23 protein-coding genes are annotated in these 25,779 nt (G+C 65.5%); all 23 read right to left on the bottom strand.

What is annotated here, in order from left to right; all coding sequences use genetic code 11:
- Positions 1–4: 4 nt before the first annotated feature.
- The gene (locus tag VA599_RS14605) at positions 5–1,186 is read right to left on the bottom strand and encodes an SDR family oxidoreductase (protein ID WP_346789242.1); all 1,182 of its coding nucleotides are present in this window, start codon (positions 1,184–1,186) and stop codon (positions 5–7) included.
- 57 nt (positions 1,187–1,243) lie between these two features.
- On the bottom strand, positions 1,244–2,359 hold the full coding sequence (locus VA599_RS14600) for a polyprenyl synthetase family protein (protein WP_021476337.1): 1,116 nt from the start codon (positions 2,357–2,359) through the stop codon (positions 1,244–1,246).
- Positions 2,359–3,288 carry a hypothetical protein gene (locus tag VA599_RS14595; RefSeq protein ID WP_346789241.1) on the bottom strand — a complete coding sequence of 310 codons (930 nt, stop codon included), beginning with the start codon at positions 3,286–3,288 and terminating at the stop codon, positions 2,359–2,361. The genes VA599_RS14600 and VA599_RS14595 overlap by 1 nt, the downstream gene beginning before the upstream one ends.
- 1 nt (position 3,289) lies before the next feature.
- Positions 3,290–4,174 carry a UbiA family prenyltransferase gene (locus tag VA599_RS14590; RefSeq protein ID WP_021477965.1) on the bottom strand — a complete coding sequence of 295 codons (885 nt, stop codon included), beginning with the start codon at positions 4,172–4,174 and terminating at the stop codon, positions 3,290–3,292.
- Positions 4,175–4,178: 4 nt separating this feature from the next.
- Positions 4,179–4,946, bottom strand: coding sequence for an HAD-IIA family hydrolase (locus VA599_RS14585; protein WP_021477964.1), 768 nt, complete (start codon positions 4,944–4,946; stop codon positions 4,179–4,181).
- Positions 4,947–4,957: 11 nt separating this feature from the next.
- Positions 4,958–6,127 carry a polyprenyl synthetase family protein gene (locus VA599_RS14580; protein WP_346789240.1) on the bottom strand — a complete coding sequence of 390 codons (1,170 nt, stop codon included), beginning with the start codon at positions 6,125–6,127 and terminating at the stop codon, positions 4,958–4,960.
- A gap of 14 nt (positions 6,128–6,141) precedes the next feature.
- Positions 6,142–8,130 carry an asparagine synthase (glutamine-hydrolyzing) gene (gene asnB / locus VA599_RS14575; protein ID WP_346789239.1) on the bottom strand — a complete coding sequence of 663 codons (1,989 nt, stop codon included), beginning with the start codon at positions 8,128–8,130 and terminating at the stop codon, positions 6,142–6,144.
- Positions 8,131–8,134: 4 nt separating this feature from the next.
- Positions 8,135–8,950, bottom strand: coding sequence for an isopentenyl phosphate kinase family protein (locus VA599_RS14570; protein ID WP_346789238.1), 816 nt, complete (start codon positions 8,948–8,950; stop codon positions 8,135–8,137).
- Between the two features lie 10 nt (positions 8,951–8,960).
- The gene (locus VA599_RS14565) at positions 8,961–9,686 is read right to left on the bottom strand and encodes a (5-formylfuran-3-yl)methyl phosphate synthase (protein WP_346789236.1); all 726 of its coding nucleotides are present in this window, start codon (positions 9,684–9,686) and stop codon (positions 8,961–8,963) included.
- Positions 9,687–10,016: 330 nt separating this feature from the next.
- Positions 10,017–10,394 carry a hypothetical protein gene (locus VA599_RS14560; protein ID WP_346789234.1) on the bottom strand — a complete coding sequence of 126 codons (378 nt, stop codon included), beginning with the start codon at positions 10,392–10,394 and terminating at the stop codon, positions 10,017–10,019.
- Positions 10,375–11,460 (bottom strand): type VI secretion system protein TssA, encoded by a 1,086-nt coding sequence (gene tssA / locus VA599_RS14555; protein ID WP_346789233.1) that lies wholly within the window; start codon positions 11,458–11,460, stop codon positions 10,375–10,377. Before tssA ends, VA599_RS14560 begins: the two co-directional genes overlap by 20 nt.
- Positions 11,461–11,469: 9 nt before the next feature.
- A complete protein-coding gene (locus VA599_RS14550) occupies positions 11,470–11,733 on the bottom strand; it encodes a PAAR domain-containing protein (protein ID WP_021477958.1) in 264 nt (87 codons plus the stop codon).
- A complete protein-coding gene (locus tag VA599_RS14545; RefSeq protein WP_346789231.1) occupies positions 11,730–13,166 on the bottom strand; it encodes a hypothetical protein in 1,437 nt (478 codons plus the stop codon). The genes VA599_RS14550 and VA599_RS14545 overlap by 4 nt, the downstream gene beginning before the upstream one ends.
- A gap of 12 nt (positions 13,167–13,178) precedes the next feature.
- On the bottom strand, positions 13,179–15,818 hold the full coding sequence (gene tssH, locus VA599_RS14540; protein WP_346789230.1) for a type VI secretion system ATPase TssH: 2,640 nt from the start codon (positions 15,816–15,818) through the stop codon (positions 13,179–13,181).
- 36 nt (positions 15,819–15,854) lie between these two features.
- On the bottom strand, positions 15,855–16,562 hold the full coding sequence (locus VA599_RS14535) for a hypothetical protein (protein ID WP_346789228.1): 708 nt from the start codon (positions 16,560–16,562) through the stop codon (positions 15,855–15,857).
- Positions 16,563–16,579: 17 nt separating this feature from the next.
- Positions 16,580–17,614: a type VI secretion system baseplate subunit TssG gene (tssG, locus tag VA599_RS14530; RefSeq protein WP_021477954.1), complete on the bottom strand. Its 1,035-nt coding sequence runs from the start codon at positions 17,612–17,614 to the stop codon at positions 16,580–16,582.
- Positions 17,615–17,906: 292 nt separating this feature from the next.
- A complete protein-coding gene (gene tssF, locus VA599_RS14525; RefSeq protein ID WP_346789225.1) occupies positions 17,907–19,766 on the bottom strand; it encodes a type VI secretion system baseplate subunit TssF in 1,860 nt (619 codons plus the stop codon).
- Between the two features lie 16 nt (positions 19,767–19,782).
- A complete protein-coding gene (locus tag VA599_RS14520; protein WP_346789223.1) occupies positions 19,783–21,540 on the bottom strand; it encodes a T6SS phospholipase effector Tle1-like catalytic domain-containing protein in 1,758 nt (585 codons plus the stop codon).
- A 233-nt stretch (positions 21,541–21,773) separates the two neighbouring features.
- Entirely contained in the window at positions 21,774–22,421 is a 648-nt protein-coding gene (locus tag VA599_RS14515) for a DUF3304 domain-containing protein (protein WP_346789414.1), read from the bottom strand.
- A gap of 253 nt (positions 22,422–22,674) precedes the next feature.
- Positions 22,675–23,343 (bottom strand): DUF3304 domain-containing protein, encoded by a 669-nt coding sequence (locus VA599_RS14510; RefSeq protein ID WP_346789222.1) that lies wholly within the window; start codon positions 23,341–23,343, stop codon positions 22,675–22,677.
- Entirely contained in the window at positions 23,340–23,798 is a 459-nt protein-coding gene (locus VA599_RS14505) for a hypothetical protein (protein WP_346789221.1), read from the bottom strand. The genes VA599_RS14510 and VA599_RS14505 overlap by 4 nt, the downstream gene beginning before the upstream one ends.
- Positions 23,799–23,803: 5 nt before the next feature.
- Positions 23,804–24,586 carry a DUF4123 domain-containing protein gene (locus VA599_RS14500; RefSeq protein ID WP_346789219.1) on the bottom strand — a complete coding sequence of 261 codons (783 nt, stop codon included), beginning with the start codon at positions 24,584–24,586 and terminating at the stop codon, positions 23,804–23,806.
- On the bottom strand, positions 24,583–25,779 hold a 1,197-nt coding region (locus VA599_RS14495; protein ID WP_346789218.1), incomplete at its 5' end, for a DUF2345 domain-containing protein. The genes VA599_RS14500 and VA599_RS14495, both read right to left, overlap by 4 nt.

The raw sequence follows: 25,779 nt of genomic DNA, 5'->3' as shown, positions 1-25,779 counted from the left end.
GTGATCAGGCCGGCTGCCGCTCGAGCGCGCCGCCACGCGCGCGCTGGCCGAAACGGGCGTCCAGCGCGTAGCGGGTACTCAGCCGCAGCGCGGCCTCGACATCCGGCAACGCGATGCCGGCGGCGGCCAGCTCCGCCTGCGTGGCCGCGCAATCGAAATCGCGCTCCTCGGCCAGGTAGGCGCGGTAGGTGCGCAACAGCAGCTTCAGCGGGCTCAGGTGGAAACGGCGCAGCTCTTCCGGCGACGCCATCGCCTCCAGATCCTCCGGGCGGAACATCCTCGGCCTGGCCGGCGCCCTGCCATCCGGCCGGCGCTCGGCCAGCTCCTGGTACATCAGGCCGAAGATGCGCTCGAAATCCGGACTGTTGGCCAGGCCGGCGGTCAGGTGATAGCAGCGCCCGACGGCATGAGCGGACGCGTCCAGGTGCAGCATCGCCTCGCACACGTAATCCGCCGGCACCAGATCGGGCCGGGCCCCGGCGTTCGCCGGCAGCACCGGCATGCGGCCGCGCTCGGCCAGCTTGAGGAATTCGTAGTAGCCGAAGAACTTGCGTATGCGCCCGGTTTGCGACTCGCCGATGATCTGGCTGGGCCGGTAGACGGTCAGCGGCAGCCGCCCGCTCGCCTGCCAGACCAGCTGCTCCGCCTCGAACTTGGACTGCTCGTAGCCGTTGCAGAAGGCCTGCCCCTGATCGAGCTCATCCTCGCCCAGCCGTCCGCTCCGCCGTCCGGACACATAGGCGGTGGACACGTAGTTGAGCCGGAAATCGGCCCAGGCGCGCATCGCCTCTTCGGCGAACGCCAGCACCGCGCGGGTGCTGTCTACATTGGCCGCGCGCGACGCTTCCAGCGGCAGGTCGAAATCCACGCTGGCAGCCAGATGGAACACGCGGCGGGTCCGCGCCGCCAGCTCGCGCCATGCCGGCTCTGCCAGGCCGAACCGGGGCAGAGAGACATCGCCATGGCATAGAAGCACCCTGGCCCGCTCCGAGGGCGACAGGCCGCCGTAATCCATCGCCTCGTCCAGCCTGCCGGCCGCCTGCTGCGGCGTGTCGCCGCGCACCAGCGCCGCCACCTGGCAAGCCGGGTGGCGGCGCAGCAGCCTGGGCAGCAATTCCCCTCCCAAGCCGCCGGTAGCGCCGGTCAGCAACACCGTTCCCTGCCAACCCCGATCGACAAAACTCATTTGTCATTACCTTTGCGCGGCCGCGCGCGGCGCCCGCCCCAGGCGGGCACGCTTCGCTCAGCGATTGCGGTGGATCACGTAGTCGACGAAGGCGGAGAAGCGTTCGCGGTCGACCGGATTGAGGAAGTCCATGCCGGCGACGATGGCCTGGGTGCTGTCGATATAGCCTTGGGCGATGTCGCGCGCGGCGTCGAAAGCGCCGCTGCCCGCCATCAGCGCCACCGCCTCGGCCAGCGTCTGCGGATCGGCGGTGCGGCTCTGCAGGATCTCGATCAGCCGGGCCCGCTCGGTAGAGCCCAGCCGCTCCAGCGCCAGCAGCACCTGCAGATTGATCTTGCCCTGGGTGATGTCCTCGGCCAGCGCCTTGCCCCACTTGTCGTCGCCCGGCTGCACATTGAGGATGTCGTCGATGATCTGGAAGGCGATGCCCAGCTCCTCGCCCAGCGCGGCGAACTGCGCGGTCTGCTGCGGCGACGCGCCGGCGGCGATCGCCCCCAGCTTCAGCGGCAACCGGTAGGTATAGGAGGTGGAGCGGTGCACCACCGACTGCAGGTACTGCGCCGGCGTGCCGTCCAGCCGTCCCATCCACGGCCAGGTGGTGTCTATCGTGGTGCCCACCCCGGTCACCCAGTGCTCCCAGGCGATCTCGTCGGCCAGCCGCTGCGCCTGCTCCGGCTCCAGGCCGGAATCGTCGGCGGCCAGCAGCTGGAAGCAGGCGTTCAGCCAGGCGGAGCCGGCGGCTCCGGCGACGCGGACGCCGACCTGGCGATGCGCGGTCGGCCCGCCGCGGCGCAGCGGCGAATCGTCGGCGACGTCGTCCAGCACCAGCGAGGCGGCGTGGATGATCTCGGCGATCGCCACCACGACCGGCGCCCGCCGCGGATCGCGCTCGAAAGCCTGCATCACGCTGCAGACCAGGAAGGGCCGCAGCATCTTGCCCATCCGGTTGTGGTAGGAACGATAGGGATCAAGCCAAGCCTGCTTGACCGCCTGCTGCATGGGTTCGGACAGCCGCGCGCCCAGCGCGGCCTCCAGATAGGTTCGGCTCGCCAGCCGGTCTATCGTCGCCAGCACCGTTTCGCGGCACCACGGATACCAGCGGCGGTACTGCTCCGCCAGCGTCGGCGCCATGTCGGCCAGGAAGTCGTCGCTGTATTGCGCGCTATCGCTCATCACTGCCTCCCTTCCGAAACCGGCGCGTCCAGCGCCGCGAGAAAAGCGGCCATCGCCGCTCCGACCTCCGGCCCCAGCCGGCGCGCGCCGTCCAGCGCGGACGACTGCAGCCGGTCGGCGCTGGCCAGCAACGCCGCGCGGTCGTATTCCGCGCGCCAGCGGACTTCCGCTTCCGCCACCCGGCGGCCGTTCAACGACAGCGAACGGGCCTGGCCGTCGGCCAGGGCCCGCAGCCGCAGCGATACGCCCAGTTCGCTCCCCGCCTGGCGCAGCGCGTCGGCTTCCGCCGGCGCCAGTCGCGCCGCCGCGGCGGCGGTCGCGGCGGCCAGGCCGAAGCCCGGCGCGCCGGCGTAATTGGCCAGATGGGCGATGAAGTCGGTCAGCGAGCCATGCTCCAGCCTGCGCTCGGCGCCCCACAAGTCCATCGTGGTGCCCAGGCTCTGCTGAAACAGATAGCGCTGGGCCAGGCGCAGCCTCGCCTCCGGCGCGAGGTTCTCCGCGCGGCGCAACACCAGCACCGGCGCCAGCTGGCGGGCGTTGTAGGCGATGGTGACCCACACCGGCAGCGGCACCGCCACCTTGTCGCTGACGCTGGCATCCAGATCCCGGCCATTGGCCAGATCGTCCAGCATGAAGGATGCCAGATGGGTGAACTCCAGCGCGGCCAGCAAAGCCGGATGCTCGCGCTTGTCGCCGCCCAGCGCGTCGATCAGCAAGCCGGCCAGCGCCGGCTTCAGCCTGGCGTCGTGCTTGTCCGCCCACTCGCGCAGCGGCTGGAAGAAACCCTGCTCCAATGCCGGCCAGTCCCAGCCGAAACGGGGCCGATCGACCACTTCGGCCAGCCAGGCCATGTCCTCTCGCTCCGGCAGGTAGCGATGGAGGGCCGCCGATGCGCATTGCTGCGCCGCCTTGAATTGCGTGGTAATCACATCAACTCCCTGTAGTCAGTGAATGCGTCCACACCATGCCGGCCGCCAGCAGGCCGCCGCCGTACATGATGTACAGATGGGAAGCCCAGTCCTTTTCCGGCTGGCGCCGGTACCATTCCAGAAACAGCAAGCCCACCGGCAGATGCACCACGGCGAACAGCATGCAGCCCGGCGTCAGCACGCCGGAGGCCGCGCCGTAATACATCAGCGCGCAGGTCAGCAGATGCACCAGCCGCAGCAACCAGTAGGCGGCCCGCTCGCCGACCAGCAGCGGCACGGTGCGGAAGCCGGCCCTGGCGTCGCCCGGCATGTCGCGGATGTCCCACATCAACTCGACGAAGTAGTTGAGGGCAAAACTGAGGACGATGGCCTGCAGCGCGGCCTCGCCGGGCCGCGCGCCGACATAGAGATGCGGCGTCAGCACCAGCGCCACCGACCAGAACAGCCCGGCGTACAGGTTCTTCACGAACGGCACTTCCTTGATCCGCAGCGGCCGGCCGCGCCAGTTGAACGGCAGCGGGCGGCTGTACAGCGAGCCCAGGAAATGCACGGCGCCGCCGTACAGCACGAAGATCCAGCCCGCGTGCAGCGACAGCAGGAAGCCGCCGAAGAAGCAGGCGGCGACCACCGCCTTGGTGTGGCGGTTGCGGCCGAACAAGCGGTAGCGGCTGCTGTAGTTGACGTCGTCCTCCTCGGCGTCGGTATAGATGTTGTAGATGTAGCCGCCGGCGGTGGTCAGCACGATCATCAGGTAGTAATCGAAGCCCAGCGGCAAGCGCAGCGCCTGGTTCCAGAAATAGGTGAGGAACACCGGCATCAGCGCGATGTGGAAACGGTTGGTGAAGAAGTAGCCGGCGGTGCCTAGGCTCAAGGCGCGGATATTCATGCTGTCACCTGCACAGTAAGGGAAGCAGTTGATCGATGGCGTCGATGCGCCAGTCCGGCTCCGGGCCGCCCGGCGCGTCGCCGCCGGACGCCACCAGCACCGCTTTCGCGCCGGCGTTGCGCGCCAGCGCGACGTCCTGAAGCGGCGAGTCGCCGATCACCACGCAGTCGGACAAGGGCGCCGGCAAATCCATCACCGAAGCCAGCGCATAGGGGTTAGGCTTGCCCAGCACCAGCGCCTGCGCATCCAGCGCCTGCTCGACGCGGGCCACGGTCTGGCCGGGGCCGGGATGGATGCCGTCGCCATCGGGAAAGCCCAAGTCGCGGCAGGTAGCGATCAGCTGCGGCTGCGCCGCCCGCGCCAGACGACGCAGCGTTTCCTCGTCCAGCGCCGGATCGCGGCTCGCCACCACGGTGTCCGCCTCTTCCGGCGCCGCCCAGCTCAGCAATCCGCCGCAAATCGCGTCCAGTTCGGCGCGCAGCGCGTCGGAGCCGACGACGAACAGCTTCCGCGGCCGGCCGCAGCGCCGCAGATAATGTGCGACCGTCATCGCCGCGGTGTACACCTCCCCGGCGTCAACCTCGACGCCGGCCGACGCCAGCTGCTTCGCCACCTGTTGCCGGCCGACGCTGCTGGAATTGGTGAGGAAGCGCAGCGGATGTCCGGCCGCGCGCAGCTGGCGCAGCACCTCTCCGGCAGGCTGGTGGCCGGCCGGCTCCCGCCGTCCCAGCAGCACGCCATGCAGATCGAAGATCAGGGGCGCGTAAGCCATCGGCGTCCTCCTCAGGCCAGCAGCGCCGCCGCCGGGCGGGAAGCCGCCAACGGACGGTGCCAGTAGGCCGGCGACACGAAGTAGTCGGAAAATTGCCGCAGCAGCGGCAGCCTGTCCGCCGCCAATGCCGGCGTCGCGTCGTCCAGCGCCGCCCCGGCGCGGGCGATGCAGCGCTCCACTTCGCTGCCGCAAGCGTCCAGCGCGCCGCTGCGAGCCAGGATGGCGATGATGTCGCCGCTGTCCAGGCCGGCCTGCGCGCCCGATTGCCACGCCAGCAACGCGTCCCGGTCGCGGCCTTCGGCCATGGTCTTGGCCAGCGCGTACAGATAAGTGGGCTTGCAGTGCAGCAGATCGGTGGCGATGCCGCGCCCCTGCCCCTTCTCGCTGGCGGCGTTCAAATCCTCCAGATCATCCTGCAGCTGGTAGGCCAGCGCCGATTGCCCGGCCCAGCGCTCCAACGCCTCGGTCCGGCCCGCTTCCGCTCCCGCCAGCCGCGCGCCGGCGTACGCGCACAGCTCGAACAATCGGCCGGTCTTCAGCCAGGCGTTGTCCAGGCAGGCCTGCGGCGACGGCATCTCGTCGCCCTCGTGGAACACGTCCTTGAGCTGGGCCGCGTTGTCGAAGAATTCGTGCCGCTCCAGCGCGCGGGCGACGTCCAGCACCGCGGCCTGGCCGAATCCGCTCTCCAGCAGCAGCCTGCCGGCCAGCGCGCGGCAGATCTTGCCGTAGGCGAAGGCTGTGATCGCGCCGCGCCGCATCGCGCCGCCGGAAAACACCCGGCCGACGCCATCCTCCGGCCCGCGCCGATCGGCGAACCAGCCGGCGAAGGCCTGGTGCACCGTCGGCCAGCCGCGCCGCGCCGCGTCCTCGTCGTAAATGTCGTCGTGCACCAGCGTGTGGTGGTGGTACAGCTGCATCGCGGCGGCCACCGGCAGGATGGCGTCCTCGTCTCCGCCGCAGGCCAAATGGGCCAGCGCCGCCGCGATGCCGTGCATCCGTTTGCCGTCGCAGTCCAGGTAATGCCGCAGCCAGCCGTACACGCGGCCGATCAGCGGGTGGCCGCGCTCCGGCCCGTCCCCGCGCAGCGACTCGATCGCCGCCGCGATGCGTTCGTCTATCCTTCCCCGCAACCGCTCCAGTTCGGCCGGCATGCGCTGCGTATCGTGCGCTGTTGCGTTCATCAACGGCTCCTTGCTCATGCGATGGTCGCCGGCGCGGACCGCCGCGCCGCCTCCCCGGACGCGGCCGACCCGTCGTCGGCCAGATGCAGGTGGTGCCAGAGCTGGGTGCTGGCCACAAAAGTGGCTCCCAGCCCCAAAGCCAGCCGCTCGAGATAGCGCCTGGCCTTGCCGCCGGCTGACGGCGGCGAGGCCAGCGCCTGGAACAGCAGCCGCACCCGCTCGGGATCAAAATAACCGTACTCGGCCAGCTTGCCCGGCGACAGCAACTCTGCGTATAACGGCGCTGCGCGCGGGCCGACGAAAGGGGTGCCGAACGGCATCACGAAACGGGTTTTCGGCCGCCAGGCCACCTCATCCGGCAACCAGCGCGACGCGGCGACGCGCAGGATGTGCTTCTCCCGGCCGCGGCGCAATTTCAGCGTCGGATCCAACGCCGCCGCGTATTCGACCAGCTCCCGGTCCAGGAAGGGATAGCGCCCCTCGACCGAGTTGGCGGCGTAGATGCGGTCCCCGTGCGCGCCCAGCAGATAATTGGGCAGCATCACCTGATAGGACACGTACAGCGAGCGGTCCAGCCAGTGGCGGCCGCGCACCGCGCCGCGGTCGAACTCGAAGCCATCCCAGCAGCCGCCGGCTGCAGCCATCGCGCGCAGATCGGCGGAGAGCAACGGCGTCAGCGCCTCGCGGTAGAACTCCCATTCATAGGCTTGCGCCGGCACGCAGCCGAAATGCTCGGCCAGCGCGCCCAGCCTGTCTTCGCCCGGCAACAGGCACTCCGAGCCGTAATGGCCGCGTAGCCAGGGCCGCATCAGCGCCCGCAGCGGCGCGAGGCCCCGGCGCGTCAGCGCGCCGAATCGCCGGTATTGGCGGAAGGCCAGATAGCCGGCGAAGGCCTCGTCGGCGCCCTCTCCGGTCAGCACGATTTTGGAGCGCTTGCCGGCTTCTCCGGCCAGCCGCATCAAGGCCGACGCCTCGGTGGAAATCACCGGCGTCTCGCCATGCCAGATCAGCCGGGGGAAGGCGTCGGCGATGCCCGCCTCGTCGATCCGGACCCGTTTCAGATCCACGCCCAAGCACTCGGCGGTGCGGCCCGCCGCCCCGCCCTCGTCCATCCGCCCGTGTTCGGATGCGGCGCAGAAAGCGGCGATCGGCGCTCGCCTGCCGCGCTGCAGCAGCGCGGCGATCACCGCCGAGTCGATGCCGCCGCTGAGGAAGCAGGTTGGCTCGAACTCGCCTTGGGCGTGGCTGGCCACCGCGCGCTCCAGCCGAGCCGCCAGGCCGTCGGCCGCCTGCGCCTCGCTCAGCCTGGCATGCTCGCCGGCCAGCGGAAAATCCAGCGACCAGTAGCGGCTAGTCTCCGCCCGGCCAGCGCGGACGCTGAGCCTATGGGCGGGGGGCAACTGATGGATGCCGGCGAAGGGCGTCAGCGGCGCGCAGACCGCGCCGAAATAACCGAGCTGCAGCATCGCCCGCGGCTCCGCCCGGTGCGGCATGCCGGCCACCGCCAGCAGGCCCTTGATCTCGGAGCTGAAATACAGCGCGCCGTCCAGCCGCGCCCAATGCAAGGGACAGATGCCCATCCGGTCGCGCGCCAGATGCAGCGAGCCGTCGCGGGAGTCGAAAATGGCGATGGCGAACTGGCCGTCCAGCCATTGGAAGCAATCCGCTCCGTACTCCTCGTACAGGTGGACGATGACTTCGCCGTCGCTGCCGCCGAACAGGCTATGGCCGCGGCGCGATAGTTGTTCGCGCAACTCGAGATGGTTGTAGATTTCGCCGTTGAACACGGCGTGGATGGAGCGCTCCTCATTGCAGAAAGGCTGGCCGCCGTTGGCGACGTCGACAATGGCCAGCCTGGACGAGGCCAGCAGCGCCGGGCCGACGCGCCGCGCCGTCAGGCTGTCCGGACCGCGATGGGTCTGGCGCAGTATCATCCGTCTGGCCTCGGCCACGTCGCCATCGTGCGCGTGGCGGTCCAGCAGCGCTCCCGCGATTCCGCACATGCGGCTATCCTCCCGCCCGATCCGACAGCAGCCGCGTGCCCTGCAGCGGCGAGCCGTCCAGCGCGCCGTTCAGATTGCCGGCCACCCTGCCGTCCACCACATAGGTGGCGATGCCGTGGCGCGCGGCGCGGAAGCCATGAGATATTTTGGCCAGCATGCCGCCGCTGACGTCCTGGCCGGCCGCGTCTATCTTGCGCAGCGCGTCGCCGTCGCTCTCGGACAGCTGCCCGTGTATCGCCTCGCCGCGGCCATGCTCCCGGTAGACGCCGTGCGCGCGGGTGGCCAGCACCAGGCTGGCCGCGCCAAGCGCCAGCGCCAGCTCCACCGCGATGATGTCGCTGGAGCAGACGGCGAAGCCGTCGCAATCCAGCACGAAATTGCCTCCGATCACCGGCGTCACGCCGCGGGCCAGCAGCTCCCGCACCGGCCCCAGGTCGAGCGGAGAAGCGCATCCCGCGCGGGCGCGGAACAACTGGATGGCGGGCAGCCGCAAAGGCTTGAGGCCGCCCGCCTCCAGACAATCCACCACCTCCAGCTCCAGCCGGGCCAGATCGCGCGCCACCTCGGCCACCACGCCGGCGCGGCCGCTTGGCAGCCTGCCGTCCAGATAGCCATAGCGGCGCGCCGGCGGCTTGCCGTAAGCGCCGGTGCCGTGCACCAGCACCAGCGGCCGGCCGCTGGCGGCCAGTTCGCGCGCGCGCGCCGTCAGCAGCGCGCGGTTGACGTCCGGGCCGCCGGGCCCCTCGGAGGTGATCAGGCTGCCGCCCAGTTTCACCACCGCGCAACCCGGCGTGGATGCGGGGTGTGGAATGCCGCTCACGATGGCCGCGTCACTGCGCCACGGCGATGGCGTTGGCGGCCTTGATGAACTGCTCGGCCTTCACCGGGTCGATGGTGGTGCCGCGGTCGTAGCCGCTGCACACCGCGCCGCGCACGCCGACCACGTCGGCGCCGATGCGGGCCAGCAGCTCCAGGTGCTCTGCGCGCACCGAACCGGCCAGCGCCACCTTCAGGCCTTTGGCGTGGGCCTGCTGCACGAACTCGGTCAGCTGTTGCTCGTTCAGCGCGTCGAACAGCGATTTGCCGTCCTTGATATAGGTGTCCACCATCACCATGTCCGACTTGGACTCGGCGGCGATTTCCACCAGTTGCTGCGGCGACAGGCCGCCGAAACGCTGATAGTCGGCATAGCCGGCGGTGACCACGGTCACGGACGGATCGAAGTCCTTGCAGGTGCGCACCACCGCGCTCATCAGCTCCACGCCCTCGGCCACGTCCTTGGAGCCGTGCAGGCCGGCCTTGACGTATTTGACGCCGCTGCTGACCGCGCCCAGCGCCGCCAGCGAGGCGGTGCCCGGCTTGTGCGGCAGGTCGCCCAGCGTGGCGCTGAACACCACCTTGGGGTCGTTGATACGGGAGATCACCTCGCGGATGATCCAGGGAAAGCTCGCGCCCAGCGAGCCTTCGTTGATGTTTTTGATATCGATGATGTTCGTGCCGCATTCCCAGGCCACAACCGCTTCCGCCGTACTGATAGGACTGATCAGAACCTTCATTCCCTGCCCCCTGACTCTCACGATTTAAGCAAAACGGCGGCCACCGCCGGCGGCCCGCCCCAATGGATTTCCATCAATAGAACGACCTGACTCCCAGCAACGTCATCCACGCTTCGCCGTGACCCGGATTCGGGCTTGCCGCAGCCTGCGCGACGGCGCTCGCACGAAAATGTGAATGTCATCAAACTACATCATTTGTCGATTTACAAAAATAAAAAACATTCATATCCATCGCCCTTAAGACGGCCCTGCGGCTAAAAAGACACAAGCCATTGTTTTAAATTGGAATCTAACAAAAGTTAATATTTGAAAAATATATTTCCCATTAAATTAATCAATAAGGCAAATCATAAAAAATCCAATTAAAATCAACAAAGTAAAATCATTATCGCAATAAAAAGACAGGGTAGATGACTTATAAATATCAGTAAAATTGACGCTTAATTCATGAAATCCATCCCAAGCAAAGTGGACGGCAGCCCATGCTGAAAATAAGGCCTGTTTATCTGATGTTCGACGATCCGCCGGCCAGTCTCGGTGAGACGCCTCGATAAATACCCCGGAACATCCGCCATCCCGGGCACCCGTCCAGCCAAGCAATGGGGATGCGAATAAAAAAACACGCGGCATGGCAGCCGCGTGTTTTTCTTTTCCCGGCGGTGGAAACCGCCGTTTCATTCCTGCAAGCTCACTCGTCCTGGCGGACATCCAGCAGCTCCTGCAACTGGCTCAGCGTGCCGCTGTCCTTCACCACGTGCTGCAGCCATTCCTCCAGGCTCATCTCCGCCCAGCGCGCCGCGCGCTCGGCCAGCAACGCCACCGGGCTGTGCGGTTCGTTGTGGCGGAAATAGCGGGCCACCTCGGTCAAGGCGGTCACCGCCTCCTGGCGGCTGCGGATCTGGCCGTTGAAGGCGCTGGCCGGAACTGCGGTATGGACCGGACTGGGCATGGCTTGGCTCACGGTTTTGCTTTCCTCGGCGGGCTGCCGCTGCGGCGCGGCCGCCGGCGCGTTGCCGGCGAACTGCTGACGATAGCGCAGGACCAGGTCCTGGCAGGCGTAGATAGCGTTGCGGATATCGGCCAGACTGGGGCCGGCCTGGCCGAAGCGCTGGTCCACCTGGGTGTCCAGCTCTTCATAGGCGGTCAGCAACGCCACCAGCTCCTCAGCCTTGGCCTGGAACCAGCCGTGGCCAGACAGAGTGGCGGCCTTCTCGAAGGCGTCGCCGCTGAGCTTGCCCTCGGCGATGGCGGCTTCCCGCGCCTCGCCATCCTTCAGGCCCAGATTCTCCACATCGCGCGACTGCTGCCACTGATGCCAGCTGTAGCCGCCGAACTCAGGCTTGATCAGCGGCACATTGCGCAAGGCGTTGCCCAGCTGCTGGTTCAGCCACTCCAGCTTGGCCAGGCGCTCGTCCAGATCGTGCGGGTCCAGCTCCGGATAACCGTTTTCCCAGAAATCCCGCAGCCAGCCGCTGACCAGGGACAGGCCCCGCGCCAGGCCGGCGGCGCCATTGACCTGGGTCTGCGCCTCGGCGTACCAGGCCAGGAGCTGCAGGTCCTTGCTCTTGTTCTGCAGCGCGTCCTCACACAGGCGTATCACCTGCGGCCACTCGGCGGTTTTCAGCGACTGCTCCCAATCGCCCATCGCCAGCGACGGATCGTCGCTGCGGCGCGCCTCGCGGATCTGGTCGAAGACCAGAGAATAGGCCAGGTCTTCCCCGGCCGGCGCATCCGGACGTACCGGCTGCATCAGGTGTTCAATGCTTTGATCCATATTCTTTCTCTAACCCTTGCTGACCTGGGGCAGCGTGGAAATCAGCGTGGCGCCGCAGCTGACCTTGTGGCCGTCCAGCGCCACCGCCTTGCCGCCGACCAGCCAGCCGCCGTCGCCTTCGACGATGGTGCAATTGACATGGCCCTGCTGCGGGCAGGTGACGGAGTCGCCGACGCAAGCCACTTGCTTGCCGAACAGCGTGGTGGACGAGGCGGCGCTCACCACCTTGCCGCCGTGGTCGGTAGGGTCGCCCAAACGGATTGCAGCCTTCATGCTGTCGCCTCCTCTGCCGGCGGTCTGGCCAAGGCCAGCGACACCAGCTCGTCATGGAAATGGGTAATCACCGCGGGCGCCTGCAGCCGCGCGCAATGGCTGACCGCCGCCGCCGCCAGCAGCACGGCCGTCGCCGCGCCGGCGTCGCCCCATTCGCGCACCACGTTGCTCGCCTCGTCTATCGGGTGCAACTCCACCTGGTGGCGGGACAGCGCGGTGGCGATGGCCGCCAGGCGGACGCCGCCGACGTCGATCTGGCCGCTGTTGTGGCAAAGCCAGGCCAGGCTGGATGCCTGGTTGTTTTCAGGCTTGGCCTCTTCCGGGCTGAACGGGTAGTCCAGCAGCGCGGCGTTGACCAGCGCGTTGTCCAGCACCGGCTGCAGGCTGCGCGCCAATTGCAGCGCCTTGTCCTGCGCCAGGCTCACCGAGCTGGACTGGGACAGGATGGCCAGCTTGGGCAGCCGGGCCAGGCTGGCCTGCTGGCTGGGCGGCACCACGCCCCAGCCGGCGGACGGGCCAGAGAAATCCTTTTCCCAGTAAGGCTGGTAGGGATCGGCGTCCTCCGCCTCCTGTTCCGGCTCCGCCGGCGCGGCCAGTTCGTCGCGCAGGAACAGCATGGCCACCACCGCGATCCCCGGCTCGCCGAACCAACTGCGGCGCTTGCCCAGTTCGGGATCGGCCTCGCCCCAATCGTCATCGTCTTCCCGCTCCGCCAGCGGCGCGTCGGCCGCCAGCACCACCAGGCCCGGCAACTCTGGGTCTTGCTGCAGCACTTGCAACACGCGGTCGGCCAGCTGCCCGCTACCGGGCAGGAAGCGGCAATCGCCGCCGACATGGACGTCCGCGCCCAGGCTGTCGGCCACCGCCTGCAGCTTCAGCTCCTTGACCCGGGTCAGCTGCTCGACGCCCGGCACCTGGCGCATCGGCTCCAGATACAAAGGCAGCCACGCCGCGCCCGGGGCCTCGGCGTACAGTCCGGCCAACATATCGGCCAAATGCGGCGACAGCGCGTCCATCGCCTCGCCGGCGTCCACCTCATCGCGCGCCAACGCCTGCCAATGGGCGCCGTCGGCCATTTCCGCCAGCCAGGCCGGCTCGTCCTTCACCGGCGCGGCCGCGGTCCACAGCCAACGGCAGCCTACCGCGCGCTGGCGCTCCCGCAGCTCGGCGGCGTGCTGCGCGCGCGCCGCTTCGCGCTTGTCGCTGCGCTCGGCCTCCGCCTGCTCCTCCTGCTGCTTCGCCTCCTCCGCCGCGCGCTTTTCCTTCAAATAGCTCCACAGCTTGACGCCGGCGCTCAGCAGCATGGGCGGCGCCAGATGCAGCATCAGGATGGCCGACGGGCTGATGCGCTGCCAGCTTTGCGGCAGCGCCAGCCACAACAGCGCCCACCAGCCTATGGTGACGCCGCCGAACAGGCCCAACGTTTTCCACATCGCGAATGCTCCTTAGCTCACCTTCACCTTGACCTGCTCGCCCTTCAGCGCCACCGCGATCTTCTTCACCGGGCGGCCGGAGGCCATCCGCGCCAACAAGTCGTTGGAGATCTGCGCCAGCAGCGTACGGGTGAGGATGGCGTCGGCGTTGCGGGCGCCGCTGTCCACGTCCAAGCAGCGCGCGGCCATCTGTTCGGTCAACTCCTCCGGGAACTCGACATGCGCGCCGTGGTTGTCGGCGATGCGCTGGCGGATCTTGTCCAGCTTCAGGCCGACGATGGCGCGCAGCACATCGTCGCTGATCGGGAAGTAAGGCACGATGGTCAGGCGGCCAAGGAAGGCCGGTTTGAAGGTCTTCTGCAGCGTCGGACGCAGGATTTCCACCAGATCGTCGGCGGTCGGGTCGCGGGTTTCGTCCTCCACCGTCACGCCGTGCTCGCACGCGCGCATCACCAGATCGGTGCCGGCATTGGAGGTCAACAGGATGATGGTGTTCTTGAAGTCGACCTCGCGGCCTTCGCTATCCTCCAGCACGCCCTTGTCGAATACCTGGAAGAACAGCTCCAACACGTCCGGATGCGCCTTCTCCACCTCATCCAGCAGCACCACCGAATACGGCTTGCGGCGCACGGCCTCGGTCAGCACGCCGCCCTCGCCGTAGCCGACGTAGCCCGGGGGCGAGCCCTTCAGGCCGGACACGCTGTGCGCTTCCTGGTATTCGGACATATTGATGGTGATCAGATTGCGTTCGCCGCCGTACAGCGCCTCGGCCAGCGCCAACGCGGTCTCGGTCTTGCCGACGCCGGACGGGCCCACCAGCAGGAACACGCCCTTGGGCTTGCCCGGATCTTCCAGATTAGCCTTGGCGATCTGCACCCGCTCGGCGATCTGCTCCAGCGCGTGGTCCTGGCCGATCACGCGCTCGGCCAAGAGCTTGGCCAGCTTCTGCACCTGCTCCAGCTCGTTGCTGACCATGCGGCCCAGCGGGATGCCGGTCCAGCCGGCGATCACGTCGGCGATCACGCTCTCGTCCACGCATTCGAAAGCCAGCGGCTGGGTTTTCTGCAGCTCGCGCAGCTCCTTGCGCTTGGCCTGCAGCGGGCTGATCTTCCTGCCCTTGGCCGGCTTGGCCTCGTCCTTGGCCGCCTTCAACTCGTCTATCTCGACGATCAGCTTCTGTTGCGCCTCCCAGGCCTGATGCAGCGCGGCCAGGTCCTGTTCCAGCTCGGCGCGCTGCGCCTGCAGTTCGGCGATGCGGTCGGCGTGGCCTTCTTCGCGCTCCAGCGCCGCGGTTTCGCGGTCGATATTGTCTATCAGCACCGTCACGTCCTCGATCGGGCCCGGCTTGCCGGCGCGCGACAGCGCGACGCGGGCGCAGGCGGTGTCGAGCACGCTGATCGCCTTGTCCGGCAGCTGGCGGCCGGCGATGTAGCGGCTGGACAGCTGCACGGCCGCGGCCACCGCCTCGTTGAGGATTTCCACCTTGTGGTGCTTGGCCATCGCATCGGTCAGGCCGCGCACCATCTGCACGGCGATTTCCGGCGCCGGCTCTTCCACCTTCACCACCTGGAAGCGGCGCGCCAGCGCGGCGTCCTTCTCGAAGTATTTCTTGTACTCGGCCCAGGTCGTCGCCGCGATGGTGCGCAGCTCGCCGCGTGCCAACGCCGGCTTCAGCAGATTGGCCGCGTCGTTCTGGCCAGCCGCGCCGCCGGCGCCGATCAAGGTGTGCGCCTCGTCGATGAACAGGATGATGGGCACCGGGCTGGCTTTGACCTCGTCTATCACCTGGCGCAGGCGGTTTTCAAACTCGCCCTTGACGCTGGCGCCAGCCTGCAACAGGCCCAGGTCCAGCGTGCGCAGCGTCACGCCGGCCAGCACCGGCGGCACCTCGCCCAGCACGATCTTGCGCGCCAGCCCTTCCACCACCGCGGTCTTGCCCACGCCCGGCTCGCCGGTGAGGATGGGGTTGTTCTGCCGGCGGCGCATCAGGATGTCTATCATCTGGCGGATTTCGACATCGCGGCCCAGGATGGGATCGATCTTTCCGGCCTTGGCCTGCGCGGTCAGATCGATGGTGTACTTGTCCAGCGCCGGGCTGCCGCGCTTGCCTTGCGGCGCGGCCGGCTGCTCGCCTTCATCCTCGTCGCCCGCTGTCGGCTGCGCGTCGCCGCTGGCCGATTCACCGCCGTGCCGGCGCAACGCCGCGTAGGCGCCGGCCAGCCTGCCGGCGTCCTGGCGGGCCAATGCCGGCGCGCCGGACTGCAGCGCGCCCTTGAGCGCGTCGTCCTGCCACAGCGCCAGCAGCAGGTCCAGCGTGGAGACATTGTCCTGGCCGTGCTCGGCGCTGGCCAGCAGCCAGGCCTTTTCCAGCCACTTGGGCAGCCACGACGACAACACCGGGTTACGGGTGTTGCCGCTGCGGAAGTTGTCCAGCGCGGCGTCCAGTTCGCGCTCGACGCGGGACAGGTCGGCGCCCAGCGCGCGCAGCGCCGCCAGCGCGGCATTGTCATCCTGGTCGAACATCGCCAGCAGCACATGCTCGATCTCGATCTCGAAGTGAGTGCGGGCCAGCGCGCGGCTGGCGGCCTGTTCAATGGCCTGCCGCGCAGTGGGCGTCAACCGGTCTATCAGGGATTTCAGCGATACGGACATAGGTTTGCACTCGTTCTCTAAAGGTGTGGATTCAAATCATTCATCGTTGGCGGCGGCGGCCGGCATCATCTCTGCCAGCCAGCCTCTCAGCGCCGCGCAACCGTCGTCGTCCAGATCGGCCAGCATCGCGCCATACCAGTCCCGGACCTGTTTCTCGTTCAGGCATTGCAATAGCAGCGGCCAGCTGTTCTCCAGAAAAACCGCGAAGAACGGCACGCCGCGCTGATGCAGGAACATGTCGTCGGTGATCTTCAGCTGGCGATACAGCTCTCGCAGCCAAGTCAGATAAGGCAGCGTCTCGCGCGCGTGGCCGGCCTGGGCCAGCGCGGAGATGAAATTGACGTAGGCCGCCGCGCAGGAGGATTCGCGGCGGACGCGGTTGATCTCGTCGAACTTCATCAGCCAGGCCTTGCCCCGCTCCACCTCGCCGGCCATCACCGACGCGCTGGCCAGCTGCAAGGCGTTGTGGGCGGACGGCTCCAGCTCGAATAGTTTCTGCCAGCAGGAGAAAGCCGTGCGCCACTGTCCCTGGCGGCTGGTGGCCAGCGCGCACAGGCGATAGGCGTCGGCTCGCAGGCCGGCGGACTTCGCCTCCAGATGCGGCTGCGCCAGCCTCAGCGCCAGCGGCCAATCCTCGCCCTGCAGGGCTGCAACCGCCGCGGCGAGTTCAGGCGGCGCGTCTGAGCCGCTCACGCTTAGCTGGGCGGTTTTCCCGCGGCCGATCAATCGCTTGAGTATGCCCATGGCTTCCGTTTCCCGTTTCAGTCCAACAGCGTGTAACGCATATCGTCCGGATGGCCGGACGGCCTGCCCATCCAACTGTCGCCGCCCAGACTCAGCGTGGCCGAGCCCAGCGCCGCCGGCTGGACATCGCGCTCGTCCAGCACCAGGCACACCTCGGCGGCCAGGCCGTGGCCCAGCGCGAACTTCATCAGCGCGCGCAGCGCCTGCGCGCCGGCGGCATGCGGCTGCAACGCGTTGAACTGCTCGCGGCGCAGCGGCCCCAGCCTCAGCTTGAGCTTGGTCTGGCGGTCCCAGATGCGCTCGCCGGCAAAGGCCGACAGCCCCAATTCGCAGCCGTCCATGCCCAGCTGGCTTTGCTCGCCTTGCGGCACCTGCAGCCACTGGCCGGCGAACTGCTCCAGGCTGGCATCGACGCCGAAAAAGCCCTCCACCAACGTCAGCAGCGACTGCGCCGACAGCGGCTTCTGGCTCAGCAGGCCGGCGTAGTAGACGAACATGCGCTCGTCCAGCTCTGCGCCCGGCCCCATTTGCTGCCGCAGCTGGGATAGGCCAACGCCGCCCAGGTCCAGCAGATTGCGGGTGAAGCCGTCGCGCTCGCCGGCCTCGACATTGATCCAGCTGCGGTACTTGCACCAGGCGTCGAAGAACATCGACGCGGCGCGGTGGCTGAACAAGTCGAAGAAGGCGTGCATGGTGTCGTCGCGGTGGCGCAGGCGGCGCTCCAGCAGCAGTTCGGTGTAGGCGGTGGGCAGCGCGCCGCTCGGCCCGGTCAGGCCGAGAAAGCTGATCGTCATCTCATCCGACGCGTCGCTCTCTTCCGCCGCCGGCTTGTAGCCGGTCAGCTCGCTGGCGGGGAAGGACAAGGACGCCAGCGTGCGGAAACGCAGCCGCTCCGGCAACCGCCCGCGCCGCGCGCCCGGCCGGCGCGCACCGGACAAGCCGAGTATGCGCGCCGCTTGGAAAAAGCCGAACTGGCTGGCGTCGGCCGCGAGCTCGCGATGCAAGTCGCGCGGCGGACGCGACGGCGTCACCGCCGCGTCAGCGCCGCTCATTCGCATCCTCCATCCTGCCCCTGATTGCCCATGAGCCGAAGAACAGCCCGCTAATCAAACCCAAAACGCCTCCCGCTACGAGACTAAGCGAAACCATGGCCGTCTCCGCCAAGGTCCCGCTGAAAAAATACAGGATGCCGCCCATGACAAATGCCAACGGCAAACCCGCACAAACCATCCAATTTCGCCGACTTTGCTTCTCTTTTTCCGTGTGTCCATGGAAAAGGAGTAATAAAACAGTTGCAGCACGCTAGGCATCAGCGCGGAAACCACTATCCACTCCATGGCCGCCTCAAATCACCAAGGCCTCGCCGGCCCGCGCCGGCCACGCCGCCACTTCCTGATTCTGCTGTGTCGTCTCCACTCGCAGCCGTGTGAAGCTGTTGGGCGCGCAGTACAGCGCGAAGAAGCGCTCCAGCACCGACGCGAACAGGTAGACACTGCCGCCGACATAATAATCGGCATCCAGTTTCAGCCTGATTTCGCTGCCGCGGACGAAGCCGGCGAAATCGCGGCCGGTGACGCGGGTCACCGCAGGCTGGCTGGCGATGCCCATCACACCCTGGATCTGCCGCACATTGACCGGCGAACCGGCAAGGTTGTACAGCGCCAGCATTTCCTGCAGCGCCGCCACACCGGAATCGACGATGGACATGTAGTTCAGCGACAGATGCGAAATCAGCCGCCACTGCACCGCGCGGCCCAGCGGGCTGCGCTGGGTGGCGGACGGCTTGCGCAGCAGCCGCACCCGCTTCACCACCGAGTGCCCGGGCAGGCTGAAGTCGGTGCGCTGCGCCGCCTGGCTGCCGCCGAAGGGAATCTGCTCCGGCAAATCGCGGTTGCTGCACAGCAGGTCCAGGCTCAGCACCTCGGCCGCCGGCCGCACCGAATTGAACTGCAGATCCACCAGATGCAGCTCCAGGTCCGTTCCCTTATCGCCGGCGCGCGGCGAGCCTTCACGGCTGGCGTGCCAGTAGAAGCGCGGCGTCTGGCGCGCGCTGCCATGACGCGTGGCGTAGAACGGCGGCACTTCCTCGCTGCTCTCGCCCTCTCCGGACTTCTCCACCCGCACCACGCGGCGGATCTGGATCACTTCGTAAGCCTGCTGCTTGCGGCCATCGGCCAACACCGCGTAGCCGGCCTTCTGATGGCTGACGCGGATGGGCTCGCCGGGCTGGTTGAACAGGTTGACCACCGGCGCGCAGCCCAGCTTCAGGTGATGCGCCTGTAATTGGGTCAGCAAGCGGTGATGGCGCTCGCTGTCCGGGTAGTCGCCCAGCACCAGCTGCAACACCAGCTTGCCGCCGTCCAACCGCGCCGCAGCCTTGTCCAGCTCGGCGATGTCGACGAACAGGAACTTGTCCGGATAGCAGAAATACTCGGTCAGCAACCGATAGCCCATGAACGAGCGCTCGTCGTACTCCAGCATGCCCTCGTCGCGGCCAAAGCCCACCGGGCGGATGGCCGAAGCTGGCAGCACCGCGCTGCGCGACGGGTCCTCGCTGCCGTCGCCGACGCGGATGCGCAGCACCTGGGACAGCAAGAGCTCGTACAGCAGATGCATCAATGCCGGCTCGCCGTCCAGGAAGAAGCGCAGCGAAGTCAGCCCAATGCTGTTCAAAGCCAGGCCACCGTGGGTCTGGAACTCCATCGTCAGCAGCGCCGCCGCGTCCGGCGCCAACTGGCGCAGATAGGGCGAGCCGCTGGTCAGCTCCAGCTTGGCGCTATTCAGCGACAGCGGATACAGGTCCACCGGGTAGGCGCTGCGGAATTTGCACACCACGCCGTTGATGGCCGGCGCATGCACCGGCTGGCCGCGCTCCACGCGGTAGCGCTTGGCGATTTCCGGCCGCGCCGGATCGCACTCGAACTGGACGATGGTGGCCGACGGAATCGGCTGCAGATAATGCGGATACAGCACATCCAGGAAGCTTTCCGCCACCTCGGGATAATCGTCGTCCAGCTTCTTGTGGATGCGCGAAGCCAGCAGCGCGAACGCCTCGATTAGCCGCTCGGTGTGCGGATCGGCGCACTGGTCGCCTTCCATCTGCAGCCGGCCGGCAATCTTGGGATAACGGCGCGCGAACTCGCCCGACAGCTCCCGCAGGTGGCCGAGTTCGCGTTCGTAATACGGTAGTAAGGATTCAAGCATTTCTATTCAAGCCGGCTCAGACCAGCGCAGTATCCGATGAAGATTGCCCGCGCCGGGTCAGCAACACATTGTCGGCGCCGGCATACACCTTGCGATAACGCAGATAGCCCGCCCCCGTCAGGAACGGCTCCTGCCCTTCGGTCACGCGTTTGGGAACCTGGGTACGGCCGGAATCCACATATAGCTTGACCCAGCCTCTCTCCTCTTCGCTCAAGCGGCTCTGGTCCTGATGGGACATTTTTTCCAGCATGGCCAGAATCTCCGGCTCCTCCTTGCCGCTCAGCCGGAACCAGGCATAGGAGTCATGCGCGTAATACTGGAACAGATGGCTGGCAGCCGGCTTCAGCCATGCGGATTGCTCGCCCTTTTCCAATTCAGGCCAGACTGCCTTGAACTCGGTCCAGTCCTTGACCACCTTGGGGTCGAAGGTCGGCGGATGGTAAGGCCTTTGCAAGCGGCCGGTCTGCACTATTTCGCCGCTGCTCCAGCGTTTGTAATAGCTGAGGTGTTCGGCCAGCTTGGCGTTGCCGCCCAGCAAATCGTTGACATCCGCATTCGACGCATTTTGCAGATTATCGAAATGCGCACGCAGCGAGGCGTCATTCTGCTTGTCCACCCAGCTCAAGCGCCAGGCGATATACGGCCAGTACACCGAGCGCAGCAGCTCTTTGTAGCTGCCCTGTTTTTGGGGCTGGGTGTCCAGATAGCTGTTGAAATCGTCAATCAGCTTCGGATCCACCTGCATCCGCAGTTGGGCGGTGGCGCTGGCTTTCTCCGCCTTCAGCGGCACGCCGGCCAGCCGCGCTTTGCGGTACATCACCGCCAGCGGAATGCGGGAGAGCATGTCGGCTCCTTTAGAATCGGTCCCCCTGCCTTGCTCCTTCGGCAAATAGCCGCCGCCGACATCGGAGTGCACGCCGGGAAATATGATTTCCTCGCTATCCGAAGGCGCGCCAGCGCCCATCTCGATGGAGTCCAACGGGAAGCTGCGGCGGATTTCATGGCCGGACACCAAGTGCACGCAGGGCATGCCCATCGGCACCCGCAGCGAGGTTTCCGCGTCCGCCCATTCGGCATGGCCGTCGAACAGCAGCGTAGACGATGCCAGACCTACCGCGGCCACGGTATCGAAAATGCCCAGAAAGTCGAACTTCACCGGGAAGCCGCCCAAGGTCATCTGCCCCGGCTGACCGGTCAGCTCGGCGTCCAGCTGGCATAGACGCTGCATCCAGTTGCTGAAGCAGCGCGCCTTGGTGGCGCCGCGGGAAAACCCGAACACCGACAAATGGATGGTCCCCACCTTGCCCTTGGACATATTGGCCGGCTTCTCGCCCGGCGCATGCATGAAATCCTTGATTGACCGATGCAGCAGCTTCAGTTGTTCGCGCAATGTGTCGTAAGTACTCTGCTTGCCTTGATCCATCTCGCGCGCGGTCAGCCAACGCTCCTTTTTCAGGTGCCAGCCGGTGATCACCAACTGCTTGCTCAGCGACGAAATCTTGCCCTTGTCGAGCAACTCCTGCCCGACAAAATAACGGTTGACGTTATTAATCGCCTGCATCAGCGCCCAGACAATGCGCTCATGGCCATACAAGGCGGAAGCGGCGCCGAAGGCCGCGTCCATGCCTTGGCCGCTGTCTCCTACTTGCGGAAACGGCGTGCCTACGCCCGGGATATAAACCTTGAAGAAATGGGGGTAATCGTCATTTCCATCCAGCGGCTGCTTTTCGGCGATGATTCCAGGTACGTCCTGCCCCGGATAGGTGTCGTACAAACGCGCGACATTGGAGAACCCCTCGTTTTTCGTGCACAGATTGTAATTATTACGCGTGCCATCAAAGAAAAAACCGAAAAACAGATTGAAATCGCAACTAGCGTTGGGGTTACCTATTGGGGGAAGCTCTCGCGTAGAGAACCTCCGAAGATCCTTCGTTTCTTTCTCATCAAAAAATTTGTCGAAATTACACGGATCAGTCATCGAGTGTGGAATATTATCGGCCAATCTAGTCATGGTCGACCTCCTAACAATTTCAACTCCCATACAATAGAATCTATTGCCTCTTGGTAACCACGCTTATCTTCACTTTGAGTGGCAGTCTCTTTTGCCTTCTGCATTTTCAACAATTGTTTCTTCAACAAATCACTATCTCTATCCCACAATGTCCTTCGGTACTCTACAGAAGGCTTTGGCCACCCTTTCACCGCACCCGGCCAGTTCACATTGGAGGGATCATAGCGACTGACCACCAGTGCCACTTTGTCATTCGGCAGCAACTGTACCCATACCGTGCCTATATCGCTTGCTTCATAAGGAGGAACGCTCACAGTCCGCAACTGCAATGGAATATTCTCTTTAGACCATTCTGCTGCCGTCTTGGCCTTTGTTTCATCCTTGGTTTGAACCACCAATTGCATCCCCGGCTGCCATTTAGCTGGCAAATTGACACAGCACATGATGCCCCCTGCACCATATGGTTTGACCATTTCAGCCGCCTCCGCCTGCTCCGGCGTCGTTGGCTGGGCCACGGCCACCCAAGCGTACCCCTTACCGCTATAATTCACCACCGTCATCGACGCACCTAATTGACCGCCCATACCAGCGCAGGCACTAAGCGCCGAACAAAACCATAAAATCCACACGATTCTTTTGATCATTGCACTCACCGGAATCTCCATTTTCCCAATCAAGGAAAATTACAAATAGCAGCCGAGGTTGCTCATTAACCCCTATGAATAAGCTTCTCAAAAATAGATCTAAGATCGGCTGCAATCGTAAAAACTAGAAAGACATCTCATACTTGAGAAAATTTCTTTACCGTCACGACCTACCATTAATCAAAGCCATCAATGGCATATTATTGCGATCAATGGTTATTACTTACAACGAAGGTATCTTTATGAAAACTCATCATGGTCTTTTCCCAAGCCTATTAATTTGTTTCCGAGCAGAATCAATAGCATCTTGATATTTTTCTCCATCCGCCCCATCAACCCTGACTTTCGCTTGAAAGTCGGAAAAATCCTTCGTCAAGAGTCTCATTTCTTGATCCCATAGCTGGCGACGATATTCCAGAGAAGGCTTCGGCCATCCCCTAACCACCCCTGGCCAATTCGCACTCGACGGATCGTATCGGCTGACCACCAACGCTATCTTGTCATCCGGCCGCAACTGCACCCATGCCGTGCCCACGTCGCCCTCGGCATAAGGCGGTACTTCCACAAAACGCAGCCGCAGAGGAATATTTTCTCTGGACCATTCCGCTGAAGTCTTCGCCTTGGTTTCATCCTTGGTCTGCACCACCAGCTGCACGCCAGGCCGCCACTTGGCCGGCAGATTGACGCAGCACATGATGCCGCTGCCGCCATATGGACTCACCATGTCGGCAGCCTCAGCCTGCTCCGGCGTTTGCGGCTGAGCCACCGCCACCCAGTCATAACCCTGGCCGGTGTAATTGACCGCCGTCATCGACGCGCCCAGCGGCTTGCCTCCGATACCGGCGCAGGCGCTCAGCATCAGACCCGCCATCGACAAAAAAGCCCAGCGCCAAATTGCGGACACCGCGCTCGCCGCGTTCATTCGGTTTCCGGCGCCCGCTCCAGCTCCAGATCGATGCCAGGCATCACCAGCAGGTAGTCGGTGCGCATCACGTGGGTACGTCCGTTAGCGCCTTGCAACTCAGTGCCCTTGGCAATGCGGAACAACGCGATCCGGTCGCCGACCAGCGCGCTGGACTGGGTCAGTTTGCCGGCATCCGGCTCATTCCCAAGCCATTGCGCCAGATGCTTGCCATCCTTTTGCAACTCGGCCTTTTGCGCTTCGCCGCTGCCCAACAATGCCTGCGCCCGCAGCCAGTAGCCGCCGTCGCGCTTTTCCACCGTCAGCAGATGCGCGGGTTTGCCGTCATCGCCGTAAACTTGCTGCATCTCTCCGGACGGCAGCAGCGTATAGCCGCCGACAAAATCGTCCGCCTTCGCCCACAGGGGCAGCACAGCCAGCAATACCGCCAACAACTTGCCAATTCGACTGAACATTCTCTTTACCCTCCCGGATTGAAAGATGCGGGATCGCGCAACGCATCCAGACAACATTGGTAACGATCGTCCGGCGCATCGACGCCGTTCTTGTCGGCCACCGCCAGCGCCTTCTCCACCATGGGGTGGCAATCCGCCAACACGGCGGGATGGATCGCTCGATGGAACTGCAGCTGGAACAGCGTTTCGTCCGGCTCTCCAGCGCGAATCAATGCCAAGGTCTGCTCGGCGCTTAACTTTACTTTCTCTGCAGGCGGCTCGGCTTTTGATGGCAACGGCAGCGTTTTCCAACCGCCGAACCTGCTTGGCGCGGCACACAGTGTGGCAGGGCCGAAAAACTGTCCGCCTTGCTCGTCATCCAATACTCCGACGATATCCTCCAATCGGCGGGTATCGGGGAAACGCAGATTGAAATGCTGATCATCGGCCTTGACCACACACCATGGCAGCAAACGTGCGGCCAACTCCGGCAGGCTTTCCTTGCTGCGCCAGACGCTGACCATGGGCAGGCCATCGCATTGCCTCAGCAAACGCTCCGCCTCTGCTTGCTGAAACGCCTGCCACTCCATCAGCAGCGGCGATGCGGCCATCAGTTGTTCATCGCCGTCATCGCTTTGCGTGAAGACACTGCGCCACGGCGCGCCGCTGCGGCGAAGATGTTGAAGCAACTTCGGATTCAACGCGCCATCGAACAGCAAATACTGATGCTGGTCCTCGCCCAATGGCCCGTGTTGTTGCAACAGGCCAGACAGCCCTTCGATATCGAAAGAGTGGATCAGCTTCATCATTGCACCTTGCTGAATGCGGAGCCGGCCTTGGCGCTGCGCAGCAGACACTCGACACAAATCTCTTTAGGGAACATCGGCAGCGGCGGATTCATTTGATCCGGCCCGGTAAAGTTGTGGCTGGCGCCCTTGATGCTGATGGTGCCGGGCGCGTGCAGTTCGATCTTGCCGTCCTTCAGGCGGATGTAAGCGCCGCCTGCGGTCAACAGAATCTCGTCCTTGGCATTGACGACGATGCGTTCCTTGCAGGACGTGATCGTCACATCCTTATCCGCCGTCAGCTCCATCGCGTCGCTCTGCGCCTGCACTTGCACCTTGCCCTTGGCGGCAATCAACTTCAGCGCCACCTTGTCCTTCACGCCGGCCACGAACAGGCTGATGTGCTGGCCGACGTTGTGCAGCCAGCGCCGGCCGGTGGTGTGGTTGGCGTCGCGCTGGGCCACGAGGTTCAGGTGCTGGCCGGCGGAGACGGTTTGGCTCTGCTCGGTCAGGCTGGCGATGCCGGCTGGGCCGGACAGGATCAGCAGCGGCTGCTGGCCGGCTTGCTCCTTGGCGGTTTTGCCGTCCTTGTCGGTATTCGATCCCGCTTCCCAGGCTTTCAGCGCGTCGGCGTGGTGCTGCAGGTGGCCGTCGGTTTTCTTGCCGGCCTTGGCGTTGTCCGGGCCGATTTCGTCGGGCCCGGTTTCCATGGTGTCGGCCAGCTGGCCGGTGGCGGTTTCGGCCAGGGCTTGCGACAGCGAGAGGGCGGCGTCGAGCTGGCTCTGGGCGTGTTCGCGCGCTAGCTGTTTGCCGCCAGCGCCGTTCTGCGCTTCGGTGGACAGCAGCAGGCCGTGCGCGGCGCGGATGGTGCCGTGATTGTCGGTGCGCAGCTCGAAGCCGTCGCCGCGCGGCTGGGCCTTGCCGTTGCTGCGCGGGTGGGCGAGGTAGCCCTGGTTGAGCTGGGTCTTGCCCGCTTCGCTGGACAGCTTGGCGCGCACTTCGCCGGGGGTGTCGTCGAACAGCAGCTCGTTGTAGCCGCCGCCCTGGTGTTCTTTGGATTTGATGCCGGACAGGGTCTTGTTGGCCGGCAGGCTGCCGGCGCCGCTGAAGTCGGGCGTCGGGTGGCTGCCGTTGTACAACACGCCGGTGATCACCGGGCGGTCGATGTCGCCTTCGATGAAGTCGACCAGCACTTCCTGGCCGATGCGCGGGATGAA

It is taken from the genome of Chromobacterium indicum, assembly GCF_039708975.1.
GTDB lineage: Bacteria > Pseudomonadota > Gammaproteobacteria > Burkholderiales > Chromobacteriaceae > Chromobacterium > Chromobacterium piscinae.
Note: the sequence above shows the minus strand (reverse complement) of the source record. Positions and strands in the feature narration are given on the sequence as shown.

What these genes read in the sequence shown, in the direction of transcription:
- VA599_RS14510 (WP_346789222.1), bottom strand. Translation starts at nt 23,343, where the DNA reads ATGAACGCGGCGAGCGCGGTGTCCGCAATTTGGCGCTGGGCTTTTTTG.
- VA599_RS14605 (WP_346789242.1), bottom strand. Translation starts at nt 1,186, where the DNA reads ATGAGTTTTGTCGATCGGGGTTGGCAGGGAACGGTGTTGCTGACCGGC.
- VA599_RS14515 (WP_346789414.1), bottom strand. Translation starts at nt 22,421, where the DNA reads ATGATCAAAAGAATCGTGTGGATTTTATGGTTTTGTTCGGCGCTTAGT.
- VA599_RS14565 (WP_346789236.1), bottom strand. Translation starts at nt 9,686, where the DNA reads ATGAAGGTTCTGATCAGTCCTATCAGTACGGCGGAAGCGGTTGTGGCC.
- VA599_RS14590 (WP_021477965.1), bottom strand. Translation starts at nt 4,174, where the DNA reads ATGAATATCCGCGCCTTGAGCCTAGGCACCGCCGGCTACTTCTTCACC.
- tssF (WP_346789225.1), bottom strand. Translation starts at nt 19,766, where the DNA reads ATGCTTGAATCCTTACTACCGTATTACGAACGCGAACTCGGCCACCTG.
- VA599_RS14545 (WP_346789231.1), bottom strand. Translation starts at nt 13,166, where the DNA reads ATGTGGAAAACGTTGGGCCTGTTCGGCGGCGTCACCATAGGCTGGTGG.
- VA599_RS14580 (WP_346789240.1), bottom strand. Translation starts at nt 6,127, where the DNA reads ATGAACGCAACAGCGCACGATACGCAGCGCATGCCGGCCGAACTGGAG.
- tssA (WP_346789233.1), bottom strand. Translation starts at nt 11,460, where the DNA reads ATGGATCAAAGCATTGAACACCTGATGCAGCCGGTACGTCCGGATGCG.
- VA599_RS14505 (WP_346789221.1), bottom strand. Translation starts at nt 23,798, where the DNA reads ATGTTCAGTCGAATTGGCAAGTTGTTGGCGGTATTGCTGGCTGTGCTG.
- tssG (WP_021477954.1), bottom strand. Translation starts at nt 17,614, where the DNA reads ATGAGCGGCGCTGACGCGGCGGTGACGCCGTCGCGTCCGCCGCGCGAC.
- VA599_RS14500 (WP_346789219.1), bottom strand. Translation starts at nt 24,586, where the DNA reads ATGATGAAGCTGATCCACTCTTTCGATATCGAAGGGCTGTCTGGCCTG.
- VA599_RS14560 (WP_346789234.1), bottom strand. Translation starts at nt 10,394, where the DNA reads ATGTCCGCCAGGACGAGTGAGCTTGCAGGAATGAAACGGCGGTTTCCA.
- tssH (WP_346789230.1), bottom strand. Translation starts at nt 15,818, where the DNA reads ATGTCCGTATCGCTGAAATCCCTGATAGACCGGTTGACGCCCACTGCG.
- VA599_RS14585 (WP_021477964.1), bottom strand. Translation starts at nt 4,946, where the DNA reads ATGGCTTACGCGCCCCTGATCTTCGATCTGCATGGCGTGCTGCTGGGA.
- VA599_RS14550 (WP_021477958.1), bottom strand. Translation starts at nt 11,733, where the DNA reads ATGAAGGCTGCAATCCGTTTGGGCGACCCTACCGACCACGGCGGCAAG.
- asnB (WP_346789239.1), bottom strand. Translation starts at nt 8,130, where the DNA reads ATGTGCGGAATCGCGGGAGCGCTGCTGGACCGCCACGCGCACGATGGC.
- VA599_RS14535 (WP_346789228.1), bottom strand. Translation starts at nt 16,562, where the DNA reads ATGGGCATACTCAAGCGATTGATCGGCCGCGGGAAAACCGCCCAGCTA.
- VA599_RS14600 (WP_021476337.1), bottom strand. Translation starts at nt 2,359, where the DNA reads ATGAGCGATAGCGCGCAATACAGCGACGACTTCCTGGCCGACATGGCG.